Origin of the sequence: Streptomyces sp. NPDC005566 (assembly GCF_040605575.1) — a bacterium.
GTDB lineage: Bacteria > Actinomycetota > Actinomycetes > Streptomycetales > Streptomycetaceae > Streptomyces.
In genome coordinates this window covers 1-24,312 of sequence record NZ_JBEXDB010000020.1, presented here as the reverse complement: position 1 = coordinate 24,312, position 24,312 = coordinate 1, and the positions used below count along the sequence as shown (strand labels likewise).

At 69.4% G+C, this 24,312-nt stretch carries 15 protein-coding genes and 1 tRNA gene; 4 read left to right on the top strand and 12 right to left on the bottom strand.

Going from position 1 to position 24,312, the window contains the following annotated elements; translation table 11 throughout:
* The first annotated feature begins 62 nt into the window (after positions 1 to 62).
* Positions 63 to 4,748, top strand: a complete 4,686-nt coding sequence (locus ABZS61_RS28170) for a DEAD/DEAH box helicase (protein WP_356427061.1) — start codon at positions 63 to 65, stop codon at positions 4,746 to 4,748.
* A 91-nt stretch (positions 4,749 to 4,839) separates the two neighbouring features.
* Positions 4,840 to 5,646 carry a DNA-formamidopyrimidine glycosylase family protein gene (locus tag ABZS61_RS28165; RefSeq protein WP_356427057.1) on the top strand — a complete coding sequence of 269 codons (807 nt, stop codon included), beginning with the start codon at positions 4,840 to 4,842 and terminating at the stop codon, positions 5,644 to 5,646.
* Between the two features lie 57 nt (positions 5,647 to 5,703).
* On the opposite strand, the gene ABZS61_RS28160 is transcribed toward ABZS61_RS28165, so the two are convergent.
* From ABZS61_RS28160 to ABZS61_RS28110, 11 genes are all read right to left on the bottom strand, one after another.
* Positions 5,704 to 5,913 carry a hypothetical protein gene (locus ABZS61_RS28160; protein WP_356427054.1) on the bottom strand — a complete coding sequence of 70 codons (210 nt, stop codon included), beginning with the start codon at positions 5,911 to 5,913 and terminating at the stop codon, positions 5,704 to 5,706.
* Positions 5,914 to 6,192: 279 nt separating this feature from the next.
* Positions 6,193 to 6,387: a CsbD family protein gene (locus ABZS61_RS28155; RefSeq protein ID WP_356427051.1), complete on the bottom strand. Its 195-nt coding sequence runs from the start codon at positions 6,385 to 6,387 to the stop codon at positions 6,193 to 6,195.
* Between the two features lie 55 nt (positions 6,388 to 6,442).
* Positions 6,443 to 6,913: a DNA starvation/stationary phase protection protein gene (locus ABZS61_RS28150; protein WP_356427048.1), complete on the bottom strand. Its 471-nt coding sequence runs from the start codon at positions 6,911 to 6,913 to the stop codon at positions 6,443 to 6,445.
* Between the two features lie 197 nt (positions 6,914 to 7,110).
* Positions 7,111 to 7,494: a helix-turn-helix transcriptional regulator gene (locus ABZS61_RS28145; protein WP_356427045.1), complete on the bottom strand. Its 384-nt coding sequence runs from the start codon at positions 7,492 to 7,494 to the stop codon at positions 7,111 to 7,113.
* A 109-nt stretch (positions 7,495 to 7,603) separates the two neighbouring features.
* Positions 7,604 to 8,116: a CinA family protein gene (locus ABZS61_RS28140; RefSeq protein WP_356427041.1), complete on the bottom strand. Its 513-nt coding sequence runs from the start codon at positions 8,114 to 8,116 to the stop codon at positions 7,604 to 7,606.
* Positions 8,113 to 8,892, bottom strand: coding sequence for a CDP-diacylglycerol--glycerol-3-phosphate 3-phosphatidyltransferase (gene pgsA / locus ABZS61_RS28135; protein WP_356427038.1), 780 nt, complete (start codon positions 8,890 to 8,892; stop codon positions 8,113 to 8,115). Before pgsA ends, ABZS61_RS28140 begins: the two co-directional genes overlap by 4 nt.
* Positions 8,889 to 10,370 (bottom strand): 30S ribosomal protein S12 methylthiotransferase RimO, encoded by a 1,482-nt coding sequence (gene rimO, locus ABZS61_RS28130; RefSeq protein ID WP_356427035.1) that lies wholly within the window; start codon positions 10,368 to 10,370, stop codon positions 8,889 to 8,891. The genes pgsA and rimO overlap by 4 nt, the downstream gene beginning before the upstream one ends.
* A gap of 156 nt (positions 10,371 to 10,526) precedes the next feature.
* Positions 10,527 to 11,327 (bottom strand): helix-turn-helix domain-containing protein, encoded by an 801-nt coding sequence (locus ABZS61_RS28125; protein WP_356427032.1) that lies wholly within the window; start codon positions 11,325 to 11,327, stop codon positions 10,527 to 10,529.
* Positions 11,328 to 11,540: 213 nt separating this feature from the next.
* Complete coding sequence (locus tag ABZS61_RS28120; RefSeq protein WP_356427028.1) at positions 11,541 to 14,303, bottom strand: DNA translocase FtsK; 2,763 nt, start codon at positions 14,301 to 14,303, stop codon at positions 11,541 to 11,543.
* A 109-nt stretch (positions 14,304 to 14,412) separates the two neighbouring features.
* On the bottom strand, positions 14,413 to 15,093 hold the full coding sequence (locus tag ABZS61_RS28115) for a response regulator (protein WP_356427025.1): 681 nt from the start codon (positions 15,091 to 15,093) through the stop codon (positions 14,413 to 14,415).
* Between the two features lie 244 nt (positions 15,094 to 15,337).
* On the bottom strand, positions 15,338 to 20,770 hold the full coding sequence (locus ABZS61_RS28110) for a HAMP domain-containing protein (RefSeq protein WP_356427022.1): 5,433 nt from the start codon (positions 20,768 to 20,770) through the stop codon (positions 15,338 to 15,340).
* 401 nt (positions 20,771 to 21,171) lie between these two features.
* Here ABZS61_RS28110 and ABZS61_RS28105 point away from each other — a divergent pair, with 401 nt between their 5' ends.
* The gene (locus ABZS61_RS28105) at positions 21,172 to 23,799 is read left to right on the top strand and encodes a SpoIIE family protein phosphatase (RefSeq protein ID WP_356427018.1); all 2,628 of its coding nucleotides are present in this window, start codon (positions 21,172 to 21,174) and stop codon (positions 23,797 to 23,799) included.
* 164 nt (positions 23,800 to 23,963) lie between these two features.
* On the opposite strand, the gene ABZS61_RS28100 is transcribed toward ABZS61_RS28105, so the two are convergent.
* Positions 23,964 to 24,039 (bottom strand) — tRNA-Thr (locus tag ABZS61_RS28100).
* Here ABZS61_RS28100 and ABZS61_RS28095 point away from each other — a divergent pair.
* Positions 24,007 to 24,219 (top strand): hypothetical protein, encoded by a 213-nt coding sequence (locus ABZS61_RS28095; protein ID WP_356427015.1) that lies wholly within the window; start codon positions 24,007 to 24,009, stop codon positions 24,217 to 24,219. The genes ABZS61_RS28100 and ABZS61_RS28095 overlap by 33 nt on opposite strands.
* Positions 24,220 to 24,312 lie beyond the last annotated feature (93 nt).

Here is a 24,312-nt window from a genome sequence, read left to right as displayed (position 1 = left end):
GGTCGGTGGACATCGGGCAGGCTCGGCGGCCGTTGTCAGTGATGGGGTGCACGATGGGGGGCATGGCCGGTTCCGCACTCGATTCGTTCTCACCCGCGACCCGTAGCTGGTTCGCAGGTGCCTTCGACGCGCCCACCGCGGCGCAGGAGGGTGCCTGGCGTGCCATCGGCGAGGGTTCGGACGTTCTGGTCGTCGCGCCGACAGGTTCGGGCAAGACGCTCGCCGCCTTTCTCGCCTCGCTGGACCGGCTGGCCGCGGTCCCGCCGCCGGCCGAGGCGAAGAAGCGCTGCCGGGTCCTGTACGTATCGCCGCTGAAGGCTCTCGCCGTCGACGTGGAGCGCAATCTGCGCTCGCCACTGACCGGGATCCGCCAGGAGTCGGTGCGTCTGGGGCTTCCCGAGCCGGAGGTGCGGGTCGGGATCCGTTCCGGCGACACCCCTCCGGCCGAGCGACGCTCGATGGCGACCAAGCCACCGGACATCCTGATCACCACTCCCGAGTCGCTGTTCCTGATGCTCACCTCATCGGCCCGGGAGGCGCTCGCGGGAGTCGAGACGGTGATTCTGGACGAGGTGCATGCCGTCGCGGGCACGAAGCGTGGTGCCCACCTCGCCGTGTCGTTGGAGCGCTTGGACGAGCTGCTGCCGCGGCCTGCGCGTCGCATCGGGCTGTCGGCGACCGTGCGCCCGGTCGGCGAGGTGGCGCGCTTCCTGTCGCCGCAGCGGAAGGTGGAGATCGTCCAGCCTCCGTCCACCAAGCAGTTCGACCTTTCGGTCGTGGTTCCTGTCGAGGATCTCGGTGAACTGGGCGGCTCTCCCGCCACTGACGGCGGGGCGGACCAGGCGGAGAAGCCGTCGATCTGGCCGCACGTCGAGGAGCGGATCGCGGATCTCGTCCAGTCCCACCGTTCCACCATCGTCTTCGCCAACTCACGGCGGCTGGCGGAGCGCCTCTGCAACCGGCTCAACGAGATCGCCTACGAGCGGGCAACGGGCGAAGCCATGCCCGAGGCCCACTCCCCCGCCGAGATCATGGCCGAGTCCGGGGCGGCCAAGGGTGCACCCGCTCTGCTCGCCCGCGCGCACCACGGTTCGGTGTCCAAGGAGCAGCGCTCCCAGGTCGAGGAGGACCTCAAGGCCGGCCGGCTGCCCGCTGTGGTCGCCACCTCGAGCCTGGAGCTCGGTATCGACATGGGTGCGGTGGACCTGGTGATCCAGGTCGAGTCCCCGCCGTCCGTCGCCTCGGGGCTCCAGAGGGTGGGCCGCGCCGGGCACCAGGTCGGTGCCGTGTCCACCGGGGTGGTCTTCCCCAAGTACCGCGGCGATCTCGTGCAGGCGGCGGTGGTCACCGAGCGGATGCGCCAGGGTGCCATCGAGGCTCTGCGGATCCCGTCCAACCCCCTGGACGTGCTGGCCCAGCAGCTGGTCGCCATGGTCGCGCTCGACTCCTGGCAGGCCGATGATCTGCTGGCCCTCGCCCGGCGGGCCGCTCCGTTCGCCTCGCTCCCCGAATCCGCGTTCACCGCGGTCCTCGACATGCTGGCCGGGCGCTATCCGTCCGACGCCTTCGCGGAGCTGCGCCCGCGCGTCGTCTGGGACCGCGTCGCCGGTACGGTCACGGGCCGCCCCGGTGCCCAGCGGCTCGCCGTCACCTCGGGCGGCACCATCCCCGACCGCGGGCTCTTCGGGGTCTTCCTCGCCGGAGCGGACCCCAAGAAGGGCGGCGGGCGGGTCGGCGAGCTGGACGAGGAGATGGTGTACGAGTCCCGGATCGGCGACGTCTTCACGCTGGGCACCACGTCCTGGCGGATCGAGGACATCACCAGGGACCGGGTCCTGGTCTCGCCCGCCCCCGGTGTCCCGGGGCGCCTGCCGTTCTGGAAGGGCGACCAGCTGGGGCGGCCACTGGAGCTGGGCCGTGCCCTGGGCGCTTTTCTCCGGGAGGTCGGCGTGCTGTCGCCCGAGGACGCCCGGCACAGGTTGCTCGCCGCCGGCCTCGACACCTGGGCTGCGGACAACATCTTGTCGTACCTGGACGAGCAGCGTCGTGCCTGCGGTCATGTCCCCGATGACCGGACCATCCTCGTCGAGAGGTTTCGCGACGAGCTCGGCGACTGGCGGATCGTGGTGCATTCGCCGTTCGGCGCCCAGGTGCACGCCCCCTGGGCGCTCGCCCTGTCCGCCCGGCTCGCCGAGCGCTATGGCATGGACGCCCAGATCATGCATGCGGACGACGGCATCGTGCTGCGGCTTCCGGACGCCGATCTGATGGGCCTCGACCTGCTCGACTTCGATCCGGTGCAGGCGGATCCCGGACATCAGGCGGGTTCCGAGTCCGGGCAGGGCGACACCCCGGGTTTCCCGGGTGCCGGAGGGTACGACAGTCAACAGCCTCCCGTCGGCGCCACCGATGTGGTCTTCGACAAGGGGGAGATCAGCCAGGTCGTCACCGATCAGGTGGGCGGTTCGGCCCTGTTCGCATCCAGGTTCCGTGAATGTGCGGCGCGTGCCCTGTTGTTGCCCCGCCGCAGCCCCGGGAAGCGCACGCCGCTCTGGCAGCAGCGCCAGAGAGCGTCCCAGTTGCTGCAGGTGGCCTCCGAGTTCGGCTCGTTCCCGATCGTTCTCGAAGCGGTCCGTGAGTGCCTCCAGGACGTCTTCGACGTCCCGGGTCTCACAGAGCTGATGGGCGACCTGGAGGCACGTCGTATCCGTCTGGTCGAGGTGACGACCACCGAGCCTTCGCCCTTCGCGCGCTCGCTCCTCTTCGGTTACGTCGCGCAGTTCCTGTACGAGGGTGATTCCCCGCTCGCCGAGCGGCGTGCCGCCGCGCTCTCGCTCGACTCCCACCTCCTGGCCGAACTGCTCGGCCAGGCGGAACTGCGCGAGCTGCTCGACGTCGATGTCCTCGACGAACTGGAGCGGGAGCTGCAGTGGCTGACGGACGACCGGAAGATCAAGGACATCGAAGGCGTCGCCGATCTCCTGCGCGTCCTCGGTCCGCTCACCGACGACGAACTGGCCGCGCGCGGAGCCGAGCCCGAATGGGCGCCCGAGCTCGCCTCGGCCCGGCGCGCGATCCAGGTGCGCATCGGCGGGTCCGCTCACTGGGCGGCCATCGAGGACGCGGGCCGGCTGCGCGACGCCCTCGGAACCGCGTTGCCCGTGGGGGTTCCCGAGGCCTTCACCGAGCCGGTGAAGGATCCTCTCGGCGACCTCCTGGCCCGCCATGCCCGTACCCACGGCCCGTTCACCACCACCCGGGCCGCCGCACGGTTCGGTCTCGGCAGCGCTGTCACGGACGGCGCGCTGCAACGGCTCGCCGCCTCCGGCCGGATCGTCCAGGGCGAGTTCCACCCGGCAGGAATCGGACAGGAGTGGTGCGACGCCACGGTCCTGCGACGCCTGCGACGCCGCTCGCTCGCAGCACTCCGCCATGAGCTGGAACCCGTGCCGCCCGCCGCCCTGGCCGGCTTCCTCCCCCAGTGGCAGCACATCGGCGACAACAGCCTGCGCGGGATCGACGGACTGGCCCGCGCCATCGAGCAGTTGCAGGGTGCCCCGGTCCCCGCATCGGCTCTGGAGAAGCTGATCCTGCCGAGCCGCGTCGCGGGGTACACCCCCGCCCTGCTCGACGAGCTCACGACCACCGGCGAGGTCGTCTGGGCCGGCGCGGGCGCGCTGCCCGGGAAGGACGGCTGGCTCTCCCTCTATCCTGCGGACAGTGCGCCTCTGCTCCTGCCACCGCCCCATCCGCTGGAGCAGACCGCCCTGCACGAGTCGGTCCTCACCATCCTGCTGGGCGGGTACGGCCTGTTCTTCCGGCAGATCGTCGATCAGGTCCGCGCCACCACCCACCCCGACTGCACCGATCCGCAACTGGCGGACGCACTCTGGGACCTTGTCTGGTCCGGCCGCCTCACGAACGACACACTCGCCCCGCTCCGCTCGCTCCTGGGCTCGGGGCGCACGGCAGGATCCACCGCCCACCGCGCGAAGCGCAGTGTCCCGCGCGGTCGTTACGGCTCACTGACCACCTCCGCCCGTCCGGCGTCCCGCACCGGCCCGCCGACCGTCTCGGGCCGCTGGTCCCTGCTGCCCCCGGCCGAGCCCGAACCGACCCACCGCGCACACGCCCTGGCCCGCACGCTCCTGGACCGCCACGGTGTGGTGACCCGTGGAGCCGTGCAGGCGGAGGGCGTCGAGGGCGGATTCTCCGCGACGTACCGCATCCTCGCCGCGTTCGAGGACAGCGGCCAGGCGCGCCGGGGGTACGTCGTCGAGGGCCTGGGAGCAGCCCAGTTCGCGATGGACGGTGCCGTGGACCGGCTCAGGGCGACGTCGACCGCCCGTGACCGTACGGACCCCGGGGCGACTCCCCGCGCGCTCGTTCTCGCGGCGGCCGATCCGGCCAATGCGTACGGCGCGGCCCTGCCCTGGCCCGATTCCCCGGACGGCGCGGGGCACAAGCCCGGTCGCAAGGCCGGCGCGCTGGTGGTCATCGTCGACGGTGAGCTGACGCTGTACATGGAGCGCGGCGGCAAGACCCTGCTGGCATGGCCGACCGACCCCGCCGATCCCGCACTCCTGGCGGCGGCCGAGGCGCTCGCGTCGGCGGCTCGGGCCGGGACCCTCGGCACGGTGACGGTGGAGCGCACCAACGGTGCCTCCTCCCTCACCTCCCCGCTGGGCCGCACCCTGGAAGCCGCAGGTTTCCTCGCCACGCCCAGAGGGCTGCGTCTGCGCGCCTGAGACCTCCGACAGGGCAGTGCGCCTGGGCCCCTCGGGTGACGGTGGCGGCCGCCGGCTCCCGTCCGTGGCGGGGGCCGCGCATCATGGAGACATGCCCGAAGGTGACACCGTCCTGCAGACCGCGAAGCGTCTCGATGCGGCGCTCGCAGGTCATGTGCTGATCCGCTCCGATCTACGGGTCCCGCGGTTCGCCACCGCGGACCTGACCGGCCGTGCTGTGCTCGATGTCACCGCGCGGGGCAAGCATCTGCTCACCCGCATCGAGGACGGTCTCACCCTTCACAGCCATCTGCGGATGGACGGTTCGTGGCGGGTCTACGGTGCGGGAGAACGCTGGCGCGGCGGGCCCGAACACCAGATCCGAGCCGTCCTCTCCACCGCGGAGCACACCGCCGTCGGCTACCGGCTCCCCGTCCTCGAGCTGCTCCGCACCCAGGACGAGGAGCAGGCCGTCGGCCATCTCGGCCCTGATCTGCTGGGGCCCGACTGGGAACCGCACACTGCTCTGCGCAATCTGCTCAGCGACCCCGCACGCTCCCTCGGGGAAGCGCTCCTGGACCAGCGCAACCTGGCCGGCATCGGCAATGTGTACAAGTGCGAGCTCTGCTTCCTGGCCCGCGCCACCCCGTGGCTGCCCGTGGGTGAGCTTCCCGTGCCCACGGCCGGCCTGCTGGTGACGACCGCCAAGCAGCTCCTCGAAGCCAACCGTGACCGCCCCACACGGACGACGACAGGCCCGGTCGCCGCTCGCGGCCGGGCCCCCACGCGGGAGCTTCTCTTCGTCTACGGCCGGGCCCACCGCCCCTGCCTGAGGTGCCGCACACCGATCCGGAAAGCGGACCAGGCGGACCGGCCCACGTACTGGTGTCCACGCTGCCAGTCGGGGCCCACGCGCTAGGAGAACGGCCCGCAGCGGCACCGGCCACCCCCCTCCCAGGTCACTGCGGCCCCGAACTCACTCCGCGCGACCGCCTGGTTCTGCCCGCTCCGCGCGACGCGGTCGGGCAGTCGCCGTCACATGGACGGGCAGCAGGCTGAGCCCCCAGCCGCCGGCGGCCACCGCGCCCTCGACCAGTCCGGCCTGTTCCGGCTCCAGCATCAGGCGGAGCACGGCCCACCACCACGCTCCGCCGAGGACAAGCACCAGCGCCCACCGCCGCACCATGGCTGCCTCCTCCGGCCGACGCTGGACGCTAGTACGGCACGATCTGCTGAGGGGAGGGCGCACCGGTGCACCACCGGCGTGCGCGGCACGAACAGGGCGGTGACGCGCGCTCTCCAGCGGGCCGCTGGGAGAGAGGGTAGACCGCGCGGCCCTCCCCGCAGTTTCCCCCGATACGGCGCCGCCTGCATCCCGCGCCCCAGGGCGCCTGCCGACATGCGTACGCCCCCGCGACCGGAGTCAGCGGGGGCGTACGCGGCCTACGGGCCGCCCTGACGAGGACTAGCGTCCGTCGCCGTCGGTCATCGAGTCCTTGGCACCCTTGGCGCGGTCACCGGCCGCGTCCAGGGCATCCTTGGCCTTGGCCTTCGCCTGGTCGGTCTTGCCCTCCGCCTCCATACGGCGGTCACCGGTCAGCTTGCCGGTCGCTTCCTTTGCCTTGCCCTTTGCCTTGCCCATGGCGTTCTTGTCGCGCATGTCGACTCCTCCTCGTTCACCGCTGACAGCCGACGGCTGACAGCTGGGTCGCTGGTCAGGCACTCTCGGCTTGGAACATCCACGCGTGCTTCTCGAGATCCGCCGTCAGTGTGATCAGGATGTCCTGGCTGACAGGATCCGCTTCACCGGTCGCGTCGATCCGCTCCCGCATGCGGTCGATGACCACACGAAGGGCGTCCACGAGTGCCCGTACCGCGTCCACGTCCTTGATCCAGCCCTCCGGAACGGAGTCGATGGCCGTGGTCTTGGCGAGGGTCCGGCTCCGCCCGTCGGGATTGACACCGACCGCTGAAGCCCTTTCTGCGACCGTGTCCGAATGCTGCCGCGCTGTGTCCACGACCTCGTCGAGCTGAAGGTGCACGGACCGGAAGCGCGGACCGACCACATTCCAGTGGACCTGCTTCGCCGCCAGGGAAAGGTCGATCAGGTCGACCAGGGCGCCTTGCAGAGCATCCCCCACGACCTTGCGATCGCTCTCCGACAACGGACTCTTCACGACAGACATGCGATTCTCCGATCAGATTGCTGTTCGGCGTGCCACCCGTCCACGATGGCACATATGTCATAAAACACTCATCGGACGGCTATGGCGAACAGCGCCTCACTCCGCGCCTGCCCGGCTAACAGCCCCGCACACACCAAAAGCCCCGGCCGACCCATCAGGGTCGACCGGGGCTCCCGGTTCTCAATGAACCACGCAGGTCAGGCGGCGACGACATCCACCGCTTCCGCAGGCACCTTGATTGTCACTCGTCCCGTCGGCACGCCTGCGACCGACGACACGGAGACGGAATTGAGCATCGGGCGTACCGGCACAGGCACCGGGTCGCTGGCTGCTGCCGACTCGGCCAGCTCTGCCAGAGACAGTTCATCGCTCACTTCACGCATGAGCTCGGACATCCGTACGTCAAGCGCGTCGCAAATGGCGGAGAGCAGCTCGGAGGATGCCTCCTTCTGCCCCCGCTCCACCTCGGAGAGATAACCGAGCGAGACTCGGGCGGACGAGGAGACTTCGCGCAGAGTACGGCCTTGGCGCTGGCGCTGCCGACGCAGCACGTCACCAAGCAGGCGACGGAGCAGAATCATCGGTGGCTCCCTCCTCGGACCGCGTAGCCGCATCCTTCACGCCCCACCGTACCGCCTTGCGCTGCGGCCGTGCGGGGAGCGATGTCGTGTTCACTCAGGGCTGCAAACATCAATTCCCCCCGTTCTGTTCCGTATCCTGTGCCCTCGCATTGTCGCCGAGTTCGCCGGAGAGCAGCTCGAGCAGGCTCCGCACACTCTCTCTACGGATGTCCGCCCGCTCACCGTTCAACCTCAGCTCGGCGACTTTCTGTACGCCACCGGGCCCGGAGACCGCCACATAGACCGTTCCGACGGGCTTGCCGTCCTGCGGCTCGGGGCCCGCCACCCCGGTGGTCGACACTCCCCAGTCTGCGCCCAGGGTCAGGCGTACGCCTGCTGCCATCGCGAGCGCGACGTCGGGGTCCACCGCGCCGCGCTCGGCGAGAAGCAGCCCGTCGACTCCCAGCACGTCATGCTTCAGGGAGGTTGCATACGCCGTGACGGACCCGCGGAAGGACCGCGAGGCGCCGGGTACGGAGGTGAGCTCCGCGGCGACCATGCCGCCGGTGAGTGACTCGGCGACGGCAAGTGTCTCGCCCCGCTCCTCGAGCCGCCGCAGCACCCGGGCCGCCACGGGAGTCACCGCTCGGCCTCCGCAGCGCCCCGGCTGCCCCTCACGGGCTCCGCGGCTCCTGCGCCGGCCTCCGCGCTCACAGCGCCCGGGCATGCGCCCGAATCCGCTGCCGCCGTGACCGCCTCCATGGCCGCGTACCGTTCCGCCGCAAGCCCCTGGCGCCTCAGCACGACGGCCTGGCGCACGTAGTCGAGGCCGGTGACGACCGTCAGCACGACGGCGGCCGCCATCACCCAGAAGCGCAGGGTGGCCAGGGGTCCCGTCAGCGCCAGGACGTACATGCCCACCGCGATGCCCTGGGCCAGGGTCTTCATCTTCCCGCCGCGACTGGCCGGGATCACCGAGTGCCGGATGACCCAGAAGCGCATGAGCGTGATGCCGAGCTCCCGGAAGAGGATCACGCCGGTCACCCACCACGGCAGGTCCCCGAGCGAGGACAGGCAGATCAGCGCCGCGCCCATGATCGCCTTGTCCGCGATCGGGTCGGCGATCTTCCCGAAGTCGGTGACCAGGTTGTACGTGCGTGCCAGATGGCCGTCGAAGATGTCCGTGATCATCGCGACGGCGAACGCCGCCCAGGCGAAGGACCGCCAGACGGGGTCATAGCCGCCGTCGTGCAGGAGCAGCACGACGAAACCCGGGACCAGCAGCAGTCGCACCATCGTGAGGATGTTGGCGATGTTCCACAGGCCGGCCTGGTTGACTGCCGCCGCGCCCAGCTTGCCGCCTCGGTGCGCCGGCGTAGCGCCGGAGCCGCCTGCCGCGGATGCCGGGGCTCCCGTCATCTGGCTGCCTCCGCAAGCTCGTGGTGTTCGGCCACGAGGTCCACTCCCTCGGAGCCCACTGCCTTCGCCTCGACCATACGGCCCGGGACGAGACCCTCGCGTGCCGTGAAGACGACCTGTCCGTCCGTTTCGGGCGCCTGGTGCGCGGCGCGGCCCACTGCGACGGGCCCGTCCTCCTCGGACTCCACGGACTCGACGAGAACCTGAAGCGTCTCGCCGACCCGCTCCTCGGCACGCTGCGAGGTCAGCTCCTCGGCCAGCTGCGAGATGTGGGCGAGCCGCTCGGCGATGACGTCGGCATCCAGCTTGTTCTCGTAACCGACGGCTTCGGTGCCCTCCTCGTCGGAGTACCCGAACACCCCGATGGCGTCCAGGCGCGCTCCGGTGAGGAAGCGTTCCAGCTCGGCGAGGTCGGCCTCTGTCTCGCCGGGGAAGCCCACGATGAAGTTCGACCGGGCACCGGCCTGCGGCGCCTTGCCGCGGATGGTGTCCAGGAGCTCCAGGAAACGGTCCGTGTCGCCGAAGCGTCGCATCGCCCGCAGCACTCCGGGGGCGGAGTGCTGGAAGGAGAGGTCGAAGTAGGGGGCGACCTTCGGCGTGGACGTGAGTACGTCGATCAGTCCGGGGCGCATCTCGGCGGGCTGCAGATAGCTGACCCGGATCCGCTCGATCCCGTCGACGTCGGCGAGCTCCGGCAGCAGGGTCTCCAGGAGCCTGATGTCGCCGAGGTCCTTGCCGTACGAGGTGTTGTTCTCGGAGACCAGCATGACCTCCTTGACGCCCTGCTCGGCGAGCCAGCGCGTCTCCCCCAGGACATCCGACGGGCGCCGGGAGATGAAGGAGCCCCGGAAGGAGGGAATGGCGCAGAAGGTGCAGCGGCGGTCGCAGCCGGACGCGAGCTTCACCGACGCCACGGGGCTGGTCCCCAGCCTGCGGCGCAGCGGTGCCCGCGGACCGGATACGGGTGCGAGACCCTCCGGGAGGTCCGCAGGAGCCGGCGTGACCTCCTCCTGGGCGTGTCCGGGCAGCGCGACGGCGGCGTCCTGCCGCTCGGCCGGGCTGATCGGGAGCAGCTTGCGCCGGTCGCGCGGGGTGTGGGAGGCGTGGATGCCGCCGTTGAGAATGGTCTGCAGGCGGTCGGAGATGTCGGCGTAGTCGTCGAAACCGAGGACCCCGTCCGCTTCCGGCAGCGCCTCGGCGAGATCCTTGCCGTAGCGCTCGGCCATGCAGCCGACGGCCACGACGGCCTGGGTTTTGCCGTGATCCTTCAGATCATTGGCTTCGAGCAGGGCGTCGACGGAGTCCTTCTTGGCGGCTTCGACGAATCCACAGGTGTTGACGACGGCGACATCCGCGTCGGAGGCGTTCTCGACGAGCTCCCAGCCGTCCGCTGCCAAGCGGCCTGCGAGCTCCTCCGAGTCCACCTCGTTACGGGCGCAGCCGAGAGTGACAAGGGCGACGGTACGGCGTTCGGGCATGGGCTCAAGACTACTTTGTCCCAGCACTCGTCCTGCCGTGCAGGGTTCGCTGCTACAGGGAGTGACCGGACGCCGCCTGAAGCGCAGGGAAAACAAGGACGGTGAGCGCCCGGCGCGACTGCCGGGCACTCACCGATGAGGGTGTGGGGCGGGAGATCAGCCGACCTCGGGGTCGCCCTTCGTGTACGAAAGCCGCTCGACCTGACCCGGCTCGAAGCGGTCGTCGACCTTCTTGCCGTTCACGAAGAGCTCGATCGCCCCGGCGTCCCCGAGGACCAGGTCGACGCGCTCGTTGTCCTGGAAGGTCTTGGAGTCGCCCGGGAGCAGGATCCCGTCGAAGAGCTGCCGCCCGTTGTGGTCCTTCGCCGAGATCCAGCTCTTGCGCTCGGTGGCGCTGAGCTTCACCGTCACCTTGTCGCGCGGAGCTGCGGCGATGGCGCTTTCGGAGGGCACGGGCTTGGGGTCGGCGGGCTTGGTTGTGGTGGTGGGCTCGGGAGTCGTCTTGTCGGGCGTGGAGCCCTCCGCGACCTGTGCGGTTCCGGAGTCGTCGTCGCCGTTGAAGAGGGTGAAGCCGACGAATCCGATCACGGCGACGATCGCCGCGACCATCGCCGCGGTCCAGTTGGGCCGACGGGGTTCGGAACGGATCCGTTCCGCCTCGAACAGCGGCGCCGCGGGCGTGGGCGCAGGACGGCCGCCGTGCTCGGCGTCGAACTGGGCGATCAGCGGATCCGGCTCCAGCCGGACGGCGCGGGCGAGCATTCGGATGTGACCGCGCGCGTACACGTCGCCGCCACTGCGGGAGAAGTCGTCGTCCTCGATCGCGTGCACGATGGGGATGCGCACCCGGGTGGAGCTGCTGACTTCCTCGACCGTCAGACCTGCGGCGATGCGAGCCTGCTGAAGCGCGCGACCGATCGAAGGACGGTCGTCTTCGGGGGAGTTGCCGATGGACACGGGGGCGCCTTTCGAGCGTGAGCCACCTGCTGGATGTTCAGTCTAGGGGTGGTACGAAAGGGTGGGGCAACCGGGAGGGACGACTTTGTACGCCATCGGGTTCGCCGGACAGCCCCTTGGGCAATGCAGGGGATGGAGCAGAAGATGGATCATCCCGCTGCTCCTTCCTTCAACTTGACGTACGACCGGGCGAAACGGTTGCCCGCAAAACTCTTACGAAGCGGATTCCCCACGAATGACGGACAACACTCCGTCGATCTCGTCCGGTTTCACCAGAACATCGCGTGCTTTGGACCCCTCGCTGGGGCCCACGATGTTGCGCGACTCCATGAGGTCCATCAGCCGGCCCGCCTTCGCGAAGCCGACCCGCAGCTTGCGCTGGAGCATCGACGTCGAACCGAACTGGGTGGAGACGACCAGCTCGGCGGCCTGGCAGAGCAGATCGAGGTCGTCGCCGATGTCCTCGTCGATCTCCTTCTTCTGCTTCGTGCCGACCACCACGTCCTCGCGGAAGACCGGCGCCATCTGATCCTTGCAGTGCTGGACGACTGCCGCGACCTCGTCCTCGGTGACGAACGCTCCCTGCATGCGCGTGGGCTTGTTCGCACCCATCGGCAGGAACAGTCCGTCACCCTTTCCGATGAGCTTCTCGGCACCGGGCTGGTCGAGGATGACGCGGCTGTCGGCGAGGGACGAGGTGGCGAAGGCAAGCCGTGAGGGCACATTGGCCTTGATCAGTCCGGTGACGACGTCGACCGAGGGCCGCTGGGTGGCGAGCACCAGATGGATGCCGGCGGCGCGCGCCAGCTGGGTGATGCGGACGATGGAGTCCTCGACGTCACGCGGTGCGACCATCATGAGGTCCGCGAGCTCGTCGACGATCACCAGCAGATAGGGGTACGGGGACAGCTCGCGCTCGCTGCCCTCGGGCGCCTTGGCCTTGCCGTTGCGCACGGCGTGGTTGAAGTCGTCGATGTGCCGGTACCCGTACGCCGCGAGGTCGTCGTAGCGCAGGTCCATCTCCCGTACGACCCACTGAAGTGCCTCGGCGGCCTTCTTCGGGTTGGTGATGATGGGTGTGATCAGGTGCGGAATGCCTTCGTACGCGGTGAGCTCGACCCGCTTGGGGTCGACCAGCACCATCCGGACGTCCTCCGGGGTCGCGCGCACCATGACCGACGTGATCAGACAGTTGATGCAGGAGGACTTGCCGGACCCCGTCGCACCCGCGACCAGGACATGCGGCATCTTCGCGAGATTCGCCATCTCGTAGCCGCCCTCGACGTTCTTCCCGAGCGCCACGAGCATGGGGTGGTCGTCCTCGGCCGCGTCCGCGAGGCGCAGCACGTCTCCGAGATTGACCATCTCCCGGTCGGAGTTGGGGATCTCGATGCCGACAGCGGACTTCCCCGGGATCGGGGAGATGATCCGGACGTCAGGGCTGGCGACCGCGTACGCGATGTTCTTGGTCAGGGCGGTGATCCGCTCGACCTTGACGGCCGGGCCGAGCTCCACCTCGTACCGCGTGACCGTCGGGCCGCGGGTGAACCCGGTGACGGCCGCGTCGACCTTGAACTCCATGAAGACGTTCGTCAGTGAGGCGACGACCGCGTCGTTGGCGGCGCTGCGCGTCTTGCCGGGACCGCCGCGCTCCAGCAGGTCGAGCGAGGGCAGGGAGTAGGTGATGTCGCCCGAGAGCTGGAGCTGCTCGGCGCGCGGAGGCAGTGGCTGGGACCGCTCGGGGGCCGACTTGGTCAGGTCGGGTACGCCGCCGGAGGACTGCGACGCGGCCTTTCCGGCCCGGTCGCCCGAAGGGGCCTTCTCGCCCGCCCGGGCCCCTGGCACGGGCGTTCCCGTCCGCTCACGGTCCCGATCGGTGGAGACGCCCTGCGTCAGATCGGCCACGACCGGCGAAGGCGGCATTCCGTTGAGGACCGCACCGTCGAGCGCTGCCGCAGCCGCGGCGGCCACGTCCACGGCATCCATCGTTCGGTTCATGGCGGGCTGGACGGTCTGCCTGCGCGGTCGGCGCCGCCTGGCCAGCGCCTCGCCCTCGGCAAGGTCCGGGTCGTGGTCGCCGCCCGTCTCCGAACGGCGCCCCGGGGAGCGCCGCGAGCGTTCGGGCAGCGCTTCGCGCCACTGCTCGTCGTACCGGTCGTCGTCGAGCCCCTCCTCGCCGTACACGTGCACAGGCTCGACGATGCCGAGCTTGGAGCCGAGCAGCCGCAGCCGCTGCGGAATGGCGTTCACCGGCGTGGCGGTGACGACCAGCAGGCCGAAGACCGTCAGGAGCAGGAGCAGCGGTACGGCGAGGACCTCGCCCATCGTGAAGACGAGCGGCTTGGAAGCGGCCCATCCGATCAGCCCGCCCGCGTCCTGCATGGCGCCGGTGCCGTCCTCACGGCCGGGCGATCCGCAGGCGATGTGGACCTGGCCGAGCACTCCGACGACGAGGGCGGAGAGGCCGATGACGATACGGCCGTTGGCCTCGGGCTTCTCCGGATAGAGGATCAGCCGCACCGCGACGGCGCCCAGCAGTATCGGCACGAGCAGATCGAGCCGGCCGAACGCGCCCGTCACGAGCATCTCGACGAGATCACCGACGGGTCCCTGCAGATGCGACCAGGTACCCGCCGCCACGATCAGCGCGAGACCGAGCAGCAGCAGGGCGAGGCCGTCCTTGCGGTGCGCGGGGTCGAGTCCCTTCGCGCCGCGCCCTATGGAGCGGAACACCGCACCCACACCGTGTGCCGTCCCCAGCCAGAGGGCACGGACGAGCCGGTACACGCCCCCGGTGGGGGACGGCGCGGGTTTGGGCACGGGCTTCTTGGCCACGGCCTTTTTGGCGGGGGCTCTCTTCGCGGGCGCGGTCTTCTTCGCGGGCGCGGGTTTCTTCGCCGGTCCCGGGGTACGGCCGGCACGCTTCGCGGTGCCCGCCGTGCCCTGGGAACCCTTGCCGGACGTACGTGAGGCCATGTGCCTGAGGTTACCGGTGTCTACGGCATGGGACACGTGTGCCTACCGCTTCACCCGACCGTGTCGTCCTGCGCAGGCGCCGAACTGACGCCCCCTCAACCGCCGCAGGTCAGCCCTGCGAGGGCAGAGCGGCTCCGGAGGCGCCTGCGCCGGGCTCCAACGCGTCGAGTGCGCGGCGCAGTCCGGTGAGCTTGCGTTCCAGGTGGGCGGCCGTCGCCACGGCCGCGGCATCCGCCGACTCGTCGTCCAACTGCTTGGAGAGCGCCTCCGCCTGTTCCTCGACCGCGGCGAGCCGCGCCGAGAGTTCGGCCAGCAGGCCGGCCGGCTCCTTCTCGTCGGCACCCGCGTGGGCACCGCCCTCGAGCTGGAGACGCAGGAGCGCCGCCTGTTCACGCAGCTGACAGTTCTTCATGTACAGCTCGACGAACACCGAGACCTTGGCCCGCAGCACCCAGGGATCGAAGGGCTTGGAGATGTAGTCCACCGCTCCCGCCGCATAGCCCCGGAAGGTGTGGTGCGGACCGTGGTTGATCGCGGTGAGGAAAATGATCGGGATGTCCCGGGTGCGCTCGCGCCGCTTGATGTGCGCGGCCGTCTCGAACCCGTCCATGCCCGGCATCTGGACGTCCAGCAGAATGACCGCGAAATCGTCCGTGAGCAGCGCTTTGAGCGCCTCCTCCCCTGACGATGCCCGTACCAGTGTCTGATCGAGCGCAGAGAGAATGGCCTCCAGCGCCAACAGATTCTCCGGCCGGTCATCGACCAGGAGGATCTTGGCCTTCTGCATCATGGCCCGTCCTCCTCGCCCCGGGATCGCACCGGGTGCCGCCCCAGGGGACGACTCCCTTACGCCGTCCGTCCTTGTGCCGGTCATGGTAGCCGCACCCCGCCCGTCGCCACACCCTGTCACCGAGATGTCACTGTGCACGTACCGAAAACGCGGTGGAAGACCAGAAGGTTCCCCGGAAAACCGGCCCTCACACCCTTTCGATCGGAGCGGGTCGACACCGCACGGGAATTCCCCCCGCGCCCGGTCACTCTCCGCTCATCCACTTCTCCATCACCGACAGCAGGTGATCGGAATCGACCGGCTTGGTGACGTAGTCGGACGCTCCGCAGTCGATGGCCTTCTCACGGTCGCCCTTCATCGCCTTCGCCGTCAGCGCGACGATCGGCAGTCCGGCGAACTGCGGCATCCTGCGGATCGCCGTGGTCGTGGCGTATCCGTCCATCTCGGGCATCATGATGTCCATCAGAACGATCGTCACATCGTCGTGCTGCTCAAGGACTTCAATGCCCTCGCGCCCGTTCTCCGCGTACAGCACCGACAGACCGTGCTGCTCCAGCACACTGGTGAGCGCGAAGACATTGCGGATGTCGTCGTCGACGATCAGCACCTTCTCCCCGCGGAAGCGGAAGGTCCGGCGCTGCTCGGGCTCGTCCTGCGCTCCCTGGATCCACTCCCCCTGCGGGGAACTCTCCTCGGCGGCCCTGCCGTTCGCGAGGGCCGGGCGCTGCGCCGCTCCGCCCAGCGCCTTGCGCCGACGCCGGAACATCCCGGCGGAGTTGGCCGGATCGCCCAGGGGCAGTTCGGCGCCGGTCCGCTGCGAGGCCTCCAGGTGCAGGGCTCCCCCGCCGGCGGTCCCGTGGGCCTCGATGGGCCCGGGCCCCATCTGCGGGTAGCCCTGCGGCGGCAGTTCGCTCGGGTGCAGCGGCAGGTACAGCGTGAACGTCGACCCGCGTCCCGGCTCGCTGGCGGCGTGGATCTCGCCGCCCAGCAGCCGGGCGATCTCGCGGCTGATCGAGAGGCCGAGGCCCGTACCGCCGTACTTGCGGCTCGTTGTGCCGTCCGCCTGCTTGAAGGCTTCGAAGATGACCAGCATCTTGCTGGACGCGATGCCGATTCCGGTGTCGGTGACCGAGAAGGCGATGAGGTCCCCGTCGGCGTCACGCAGCGAACCGGCCTCGAGCAGGTGCTCCCTGATCGAGTTCGGCACATCCGCGCCGGCCGGCCGGATCACCAGTTCCACGGCGCCGCCGTCGGTGAACTTCACCGCGTTGGACAGCAGGTTGCGCAGCACCTGGAGCAGCCTCTGCTCGTCGGTGTGCAGCGTGGCGGGCAGCTCCGGAGACACCCGTACGGAGAAGTCGAGCCCCTTCTCCGCGGTGAGCGGCCGGAAGGTCGCCTCCACGTAGTCGACCAGCTGGACCAGTGCGATCCGGGTCGGGCTGACGTCCATCTTGCCCGCCTCGACCTTGGACAGGTCGAGGATGTCGTTGATCAGCTGAAGAAGGTCGGACCCCGCCCCGTGGATCGTCTCGGCGAACTCCACCTGCTTCGGTGAGAGATTGCCCTCGGCGTTGTCCGCGAGCAACTTGGCCAGAATCAGCAGCGAGTTGAGCGGGGTGCGCAGCTCGTGCGACATGTTGGCGAGGAACTCGGACTTGTAGCGCATCGAGACCGCGAGCTGCTCGGCACGCTCCTCCAGGACCTGCCGGGCCTCCTCGATCTCGGTGTTCTTCACCTCGATGTCGCGGTTCTGCTGGGCCAGCAGCTCGGCCTTCTCCTCCAGTTCGGCGTTGGAGGCCTGGAGCGCCTTCTGCCGGTTCTCAAGCTCCTCGGAGCGGTCGCGCAGCTGCTCGGTGAGCTCCTGGGACTGTTCCAGCAGCTTCTCGGTCTTCGTGTTCACGCTGATGGTGTTGACGCTCGTCGCGATCATCTCTGCGAGCTGGTTGAGGAAGTCACGCTGGATGTGGGTGAACGGCTGGAACGACGCCAGTTCGATCACACCGAGCACCTTGCCCTCGAACAGCACCGGCAGCACGATGACGTGCGCGGGCGGTGCCTCGCCGAGGCCGGAGGAGATCTTCAGATAACCCGGCGGCACATGGTCCACCTGGATCGTCCGCTTCTCCTCGGCCGCCGTCCCGATGAGCGTCTCCCCCGGCCGGAAGGAGGTCGGCATGGAGCCCGCGGAGTAGCCGTAACTGCCGCGCATGCGGAGCTCGTACGAGCTGTCCTTGCCGCCGTCCGCACCCACTTCGGCCGCGTCACCGGTGGTCATGGCCAGGAAGAACGCACCGTGCTGGGCGGACACGACCGGCGTCAGCTCGCTCATGATCAACGAGGCGACGTCGTCCAGGTCGCGACGGCCCTGCATGAGGCCCGAGATCCGGGCGAGGTTGCCCTTGAGCCAGTCCTGCTCCTTGTTGGCCAGGGTGGTGTCACGCAGGTTGGCGATCATCGTGTTGATGTTGTCCTGCAGCACCTGGATCTCGCCGGCCGCGTCCACGTCGATCTTGAGGTTGAGATCGCCCCGGGTCACCGCGGTGGCGACCGCGGCGATGGCACGCACCTGACGGGTCAGGTTCCCGGCCATCTCGTTCACCGACTCGGTGAGGTCGCGCCACGTCCCGTCGACGTCGCGGACCCGGGCCTGACCGCCGAGCTGTCCCTCGGTACCCACTTCGCGGGCCACCCGGGTCACCTGGTCGGCGAAGGACGAGAGCTGGTCGACCATCGTGTTGATGGTGTTCTTCAGCTCCTGGATCTCACCGCGCGCATCGATGTCGATCTTCTTCGTGAGATCGCCCTTGGCGATCGCCGTGGTGACCGTCGCGATCTGGCGGACCTGACCGGTCAGGTTGGACGCCATCGAGTTCACGGACTCGGTGAGGTCCTTCCAGGTGCCCGCGACACCCGGGACACGTGCCTGGCCGCCCAGCTCACCCTCGGTACCCACCTCACGCGCCACACGGGTCACCTCGTCGGCGAACGAGGACAGGGTCGTCACCATCGTGTTCACGGTGTCGGCGAGCTCCGCGACCTCGCCGCGTGCCTCGACGGTGACCTTCTTCGTCAGGTCGCCGTTGGCGACCGCGGACGAGACCCGGGAGATGTTGCGCACCTGGCTGGTCAGGTTGTTGGCCATCAGGTTGACGTTGTCGCTGAGGTCCTTCCAGATGCCCGTCGCACCGCGCACCCGGGCCTGACCGCCGAGGATCCCTTCGGTGCCCACCTCGCGGGCGACTCGCGTCACCTCGTCGGCGAAGTTGAGCAGCTGGTCGACCATCGTGTTGACCGTCGTCACCAGTTCGAGGATCTCGCCCTTGGCGTCGACGGTGATCTTCTTGGAGAGATCGCCCTTGGCGACCGCCGTGGTCACCTCGGCGATGTTGCGGACCTGGAGGGTCAGGTTGTTCGCCATGCCGTTGACGGACTGGGTGAGGTCCTTCCACGTACCGGAGACGCCCTGCACCTCCGCCTGCCCGCCGAGGATCCCCTCCGTGCCCACCTCGCGGGCAACCCGGGTCACCTGCTCCGCGAAGTTCGAGAGCTGGTCGACCATCGTGTTGAGGGTGTTCTTCAGCTCCAGGATCTCGCCCCGGGCATCCACGTCGATCTTCTGCGACAGGTCACCCCGCGCCACCGCCGTGGCGACCTGAGCGATGTTGCGGACCTGGGCGGTGAGGTTCCCCGCCATGCCGTTCACCGAGTCGGTCAGATCACGCCACACACCGGCCACACCGGGCACCTGGGCCTGGCCGCCCAGCCGCCCGTCCGTGCCCACTTCGCGGGCCACCCGGGTCACCTGGTCGGCGAAGGCCGAGAGCTGGTCGACCATCGTGTTGATGGTGTTCTTCAGCTCCAGGATCTCGCCCCGGGCGTCCACGTCGATCTTCTGCGACAGGTCGCCCCGGGCCACCGCCGTGGTCACCTGGGCGATCTGACGGACCTGGGAGGTGAGGTTCCCCGCCATGAAGTTGACGGAGTCGGTGAGTTCCTTCCACGTACCGGAGACGCCGTCGACACGCGCCTGACCGCCGAGGCGGCCCTCGGTGCCCACGTCGCGGGCCATCCGGGTCACCTGGTCGGCGAAGTTCGACAGCTGCGCCACCATCGTGTTGACGGTGTTCTTCAGTTCCAGCATCTCGCCGGCGACATCGACGGTGACCTTCTGGGACAGGTCACCGTTGGCCACCGCGGTCGTCACCTGCGCGATGTCACGGACCTGGCCCGTCAGGTTCCGGAAGGCGGTGTTCACCGAGTCGGTGAGGTCCTTCCAGGTGCCCGCCGCGCCCGGCACTTCGGCCTGTCCGCCCAGCCGGCCCTCGACGCCGACCTCCCGGGCGACCCGGGTCACCTCCGAACCGAAGGCCTGGAGCTGGTCGACCATCGTGTTGACGGTGTTCTTCAGTTCCAGCATCTCGCCGGCCACGTCGACGGTGACCTTCTGGGTCATGTCTCCGCTGGCCACCGCGGTCGTCACCTGCGCGATGTCGCGCACCTGTGTCGTCAGGTTCCGGAAGACCGTGTTCACCGAGTCGGTGAGGTCCTTCCAGGTGCCCGCCGCTCCGGGCACCTGTGCCTGGCCGCCGAGCAGCCCCTCGCCGCCGACCTCGCTCGCCACACGTGTCACTTCGTCCGCGAAGGTACGCAGCGTCTCGGTCATCTGGTTGATCGTCTCGGCGAGCTGGGCGACCTCGCCACGGGCGCTCACCGTGACCTTCTGCGACAGGTCACCGTTGGCGACCGCTGTCGTCACTTCGGCGATACCGCGCACCTGGGACGTCAGGTTCCCGGCCATCGTGTTCACGGAGTCCGTGAGGTCCTTCCAGACCCCGGCCACTCCGGGCACCGTCGCCTGTCCGCCGAGTTCGCCCTCCGTGCCCACCTCGCGGGCGACCCGGGTCACCTCGGAGGAGAACGACGACAGCTGGTCGACCATCGTGTTGACGGTGTTCTTGAGCTGAAGCATCTCGCCGGCCACATGGACGGTGACCTTCCGCGACAGATCGCCCTTGGCCACGGCCGTCGTCACCAGGGCGATATCGCGCACCTGAGCGGTCAGCCGGTAGGCCATGGTGTTCACGGAGTCCGTGAGGTCCTTCCACGACCCGGACATCCCCCGCACCTGGGCCTGTCCGCCGAGCTTGCCCTCGGTGCCCACCTCGACGGCGACCCGCGTCACCTGCTCGGTGAACGCGGACAGCTGATCGACCAGGTTGTTGACCGTGCGGGAGACCTTCAGGAACTCGCCGCGCAGCGGGCGCGCCGTCTCGTCGGCCGTGTGCGACCGCAGTTCCATCCGCTGCTCGAGGTCACCGTCGGCGACCGCGGAAAGGACCCGTCCGACCTCGGACACCGGGCGCGCCAGATCATCGACGAGCTCGTTGGAGGCATCGATCGCAGCTGCCCAGGAGCCCTCGCAGGCGCCGGTCTCCAGACGCTCGGTGAGTTTCCCCTCACGCCCCACCACACGACGGACGCGCGCCAGCTCGCCGGTCAGATGAAGATTGCGGTCGGCCACCTCGTTGAAGACCGCTGCGATCTCCGTGAGCACGCCGTCGCCCGAGACGGTGAGCCGCCTGCGGAAATTGCCGTCGCGCATCGCCACGAGAGCCGCAAGCAGTCTGTTCAGAGCTGCCGCATCCACGTCGATGGTCCCATTGCGCTGTTTCTTCACGGGCTGTCCGCCTTTTGTGCGCGTTCCTGAACCCCGCGCCGCCACGCCAGACTCCACCGTGTCCCTCCCGCAGGGGTTGACCGTATCGCTCGGGCCTTAACCGGAAGCTTGCCCACTTCCACTTTGACTCACCGGCACAGCACACCGTCGACGGGTGACTATGCGAACGTCAAATCGTTGAAACGTACCAGGCCTGAACCAGACGGCGTGCAGGGTCCCACGGTTGCCCCAATTCCCTCACCGGGGACCCCATACTTGTGCGCCCCCCGCACATCCGCAGGTGGCCTGCGCGCCCAAGTCGGCCCTCCTGTACACGGGACGCCTGGCGAGCGTCTAGCCTGGCAGGCGAATCGAAGCGGCGAGAAACGGGCACAGGACTCGGGGAAGCGACGAGACACCAAATGGGGAGTGCTGTGATCACCGCGCGTGCGGCTGCCACCTTCGATCCGGTCGGACGCTCGGTGGCGATCGCCCGCGCATTCGTCCGCGACACCCTTCAGGGGTGGGGGTACACCGACGTCGTCGACGACGCCGTCGTCCTCACCAGTGAACTTGTGACCAACGCGGTGGTGCACGCGGGCACCGCCGCGGATGTGCTCTGCCTGCGCACCGAGGACGGCGTTCGCGTCGAGGTCTCCGACCACTATCCGGAACGCGAGATCCCGCTCCAGAGCTCCGGCCTGGACTTCGGCAGCCCGGACCGTGAAGGCGGCCGCGGACTGCTGCTCTGCGCCGCACTCGCTTCCCGCTGGGGAGTCGAGTACACGCCGACGCACAAGCAGGTCTGGTTCCAGCTCGACCTTCCGGACCGCCCCGTGGGCATCCGCTCCGCGGGTCCCGTACTGCCCACGGAGCTGCTCCCGGTCACCGACGAGCGTGTACGGGTCGCCGTCGTCCAGATCGACCGCTCCGGCTCCATCGCCGCGTGGAACGACGACGCCGCCTTCCTGTTCGGACACGCTGCCGAGAAGGTCACCGGGAAACAGCTCACCGACTTCGCGGCCTGGCCGCACACACCAGGCACCAACACCGGCATCGCCGACGCCCTGCGGCTCTCCCGCTGGGAGGGCAGTTACGGCATCCGGGGCGCCGACGGGCGCGTCATCCCCGTCTACGCCTCCCACCTCAGAGTCCGCGACACCCAGGGCGAGCCGTCCACGGTCTGCCTTCTCGTTCGCGACTACGAGCGGGCGGTGCTCCAGAGCCCGGTGCGCGCCCCGGTTACGGACACATCGGCCGAGAATCGCGCCACGGACCCGTTCGAGGTCTTCATCGGTTCCCCCGCTCCCGACGACCTCGACGGACTGCTGCAGCGCACGGTCGAACGGGCGCGGGACATGCTCGACGCGGATTCCGCTTTCCTGCTGCTGGCCACCGACGACGAGACGGAGCTGGAGGTACGGGCGACGACCGGCCTTCCCTCGGCCCGCCAGCGCTTCGCCCGGGTTCCCGTCGAGGCCGGAACGGGCCGCTACGGCTCGGCCCGGATGCCGGCGGTCCACGAGGACCTCACCGCGGTACCGGGTGCCGTACCGCTCCTCAGCGACACGGGGATGCGCTCCGTCGTCACTGTCCCGCTCAAGGTCGAGGGCAGACTCACCGGTTCCCTGGGCGTCGCGGCCGAAGCACCCGGCCGGTACACGAACGAGGAGGCCCTGCGCCTTCAGTTCGCCGCGGACCGCATCGCGCTGGCCGTCGAGTCGGCCCGGCTGGGCGAGCTGGAACGCCTGCGCCGAGGCTCCCTGTCCTTCCTCGTCGAGGCGTCCGATCTGCTGGCCGGCACGCTGGACAGGGACCAGACGCTGGCGCTGATGGCCCAGATGACGGTACCTACGCTGGCCACCTGGTGCGCCGTCTACACCATCGCCGACCAGTCCTCGGAGCCGTACCTCTCCTACGTGCTCCACGAGGACGAGGAACTCATCGACGGCATCAAGGCCCTGCTGTCCTCCATCGAGCCTCCGGACCCCGTCCCGGCCCCGGGAGCCCGCATCTGGCCCGCACCGGCCGCGGCAGCCCACAAGGCGGCCCTTCGCACCTCCACACGCAGCCTCGGCAGGGATGCGCCCGCGAGCATGGGGGCGGCAGCGCGCACCACGCTCGCGACGGCCTCCGCCGTAGGCGGCGAGACCGTCGTGCTGCCGCTCGTCGCGCGGAACCGCGTGATCGGCATGCTGACCCTCGGCAAGCCCTCCGACGACCACTTCCGTCAGGAAATCCTGGAACTGGCCGAGGACTTGTCCCGCAGGGCCGCTCTGGCCCTCGACAACGCCCGCCTCTACTCGGAGCGCATGGCGATCAGCCAGTCCCTCCAGCGCAGCCTGCTGCCCCCCGGCCTGCCGGACGTGCCCAACGTCGAGATCGAGGTCATCTACCGCGCGGCGGGCGAGGGCAACGAGGTCGGGGGCGACTTCTACGACGTGTTCCCCATCCGTGACGGCGCCTACGGCTTCGCCATCGGTGACGTCTGCGGTACCGGACCGGAGGCGGCGGCCGTCACGGGTCTGGCCCGCCACGCGCTGCGGCTGCTGGCCCGCGAGGGCTTCGCCGGCCCGGCCGTACTGGAACGGCTCAACGCGGCCATCCTCGACGAGGGCGCCCGCAGCCGGTTCCTCACGCTCCTCTACGGGGAGTTGTGGCCCCAGGAGGACGGCAGCGCGCTGCTCAAGGTCGTCTGCGCCGGCCATCCGCTCCCGCTGCGCCTGCGGCAGGACGGCTCCGTGGAGGCGGCGGCCGAACCTCAGCCGCTGCTCGGCGTGATCGAGGACCTGGAGCTCTACGAGCAGGAAGTCACCCTCGAGCCCGGCGACGTCCTTCTGTGCGTCACCGACGGAGTCACCGAACGCCGTGAGGGCACCCGCATGCTGGGCGACGACGGCCTGGCCGATGTCCTTGCCATGTGTACGGGCCTGACGGCCGGTGCGGTGGCCGGCCGCATCCTGCGGGCGGTGGAACGCTTCGCGGCGGAACCCGCGTCGGACGACATGGCCATCCTCGCCATGCGCGTCCCGGAGCCGCAGAACTTCTGACCGGTGCGCCCCCGGTCGTGCGGGCTCCCGTGCCCGACCGGCAAGGACTCAATGAGGGCTCGCGCCGCCCTCATTCAGGTGACGGCCCCGGATCGGGGTTGACGCCCCTATCGTCCCCACGAACGAGAAAGGCCCTCGCCATAGGCGGGGGCCTTTCTCTTTGGTGGAGCCCCAATGCGGAATCGAACCGCAGACCTTCTCCTTACCATGGAGACGCTCTACCGACTGAGCTATTGGGGCCTGTCGCCTTGCGGCAACGAGCTAAAGCATACCCTGGACGAAGGGATGCTCAAAACCATCCGATCGACGTTTCTCAGCTGGGTTCATGGGTTGCCTGCCGCGTTCCGGGCACGGCGGGTGGTGCTGGTGTGGCAGGGCCGGCGTCGCGATGTGCACACGTCCTTCCCGACCGGGGCATGAACGCAGAAAAGCCCCGTGCCACAAGGGCACGGGGCTTTCCCGGAATAATTGTTCGGCGGCGTCCTACTCTCCCACAGGGTCCCCCCTGCAGTA

Excerpts from the sequence above, each read along its gene's own strand:
- ABZS61_RS28115 (WP_356427025.1), bottom strand. The coding sequence starts at position 15,093 with ATGATGCAGAAGGCCAAGATCCTCCTGGTCGATGACCGGCCGGAGAAT.
- ABZS61_RS28120 (WP_356427028.1), bottom strand. The coding sequence starts at position 14,303 with ATGGCCTCACGTACGTCCGGCAAGGGTTCCCAGGGCACGGCGGGCACC.
- rimO (WP_356427035.1), bottom strand. The coding sequence starts at position 10,370 with ATGCCCGAACGCCGTACCGTCGCCCTTGTCACTCTCGGCTGCGCCCGT.
- pgsA (WP_356427038.1), bottom strand. The coding sequence starts at position 8,892 with ATGACGGGAGCCCCGGCATCCGCGGCAGGCGGCTCCGGCGCTACGCCG.
- ABZS61_RS28170 (WP_356427061.1), top strand. The coding sequence starts at position 63 with ATGGCCGGTTCCGCACTCGATTCGTTCTCACCCGCGACCCGTAGCTGG.
- ABZS61_RS28105 (WP_356427018.1), top strand. The coding sequence starts at position 21,172 with ATGGGGAGTGCTGTGATCACCGCGCGTGCGGCTGCCACCTTCGATCCG.
- ABZS61_RS28160 (WP_356427054.1), bottom strand. The coding sequence starts at position 5,913 with ATGGTGCGGCGGTGGGCGCTGGTGCTTGTCCTCGGCGGAGCGTGGTGG.
- ABZS61_RS28150 (WP_356427048.1), bottom strand. The coding sequence starts at position 6,913 with ATGTCTGTCGTGAAGAGTCCGTTGTCGGAGAGCGATCGCAAGGTCGTG.
- ABZS61_RS28095 (WP_356427015.1), top strand. The coding sequence starts at position 24,007 with ATGGAGACGCTCTACCGACTGAGCTATTGGGGCCTGTCGCCTTGCGGC.
- ABZS61_RS28155 (WP_356427051.1), bottom strand. The coding sequence starts at position 6,387 with ATGCGCGACAAGAACGCCATGGGCAAGGCAAAGGGCAAGGCAAAGGAA.
- ABZS61_RS28145 (WP_356427045.1), bottom strand. The coding sequence starts at position 7,494 with ATGATTCTGCTCCGTCGCCTGCTTGGTGACGTGCTGCGTCGGCAGCGC.
- ABZS61_RS28165 (WP_356427057.1), top strand. The coding sequence starts at position 4,840 with ATGCCCGAAGGTGACACCGTCCTGCAGACCGCGAAGCGTCTCGATGCG.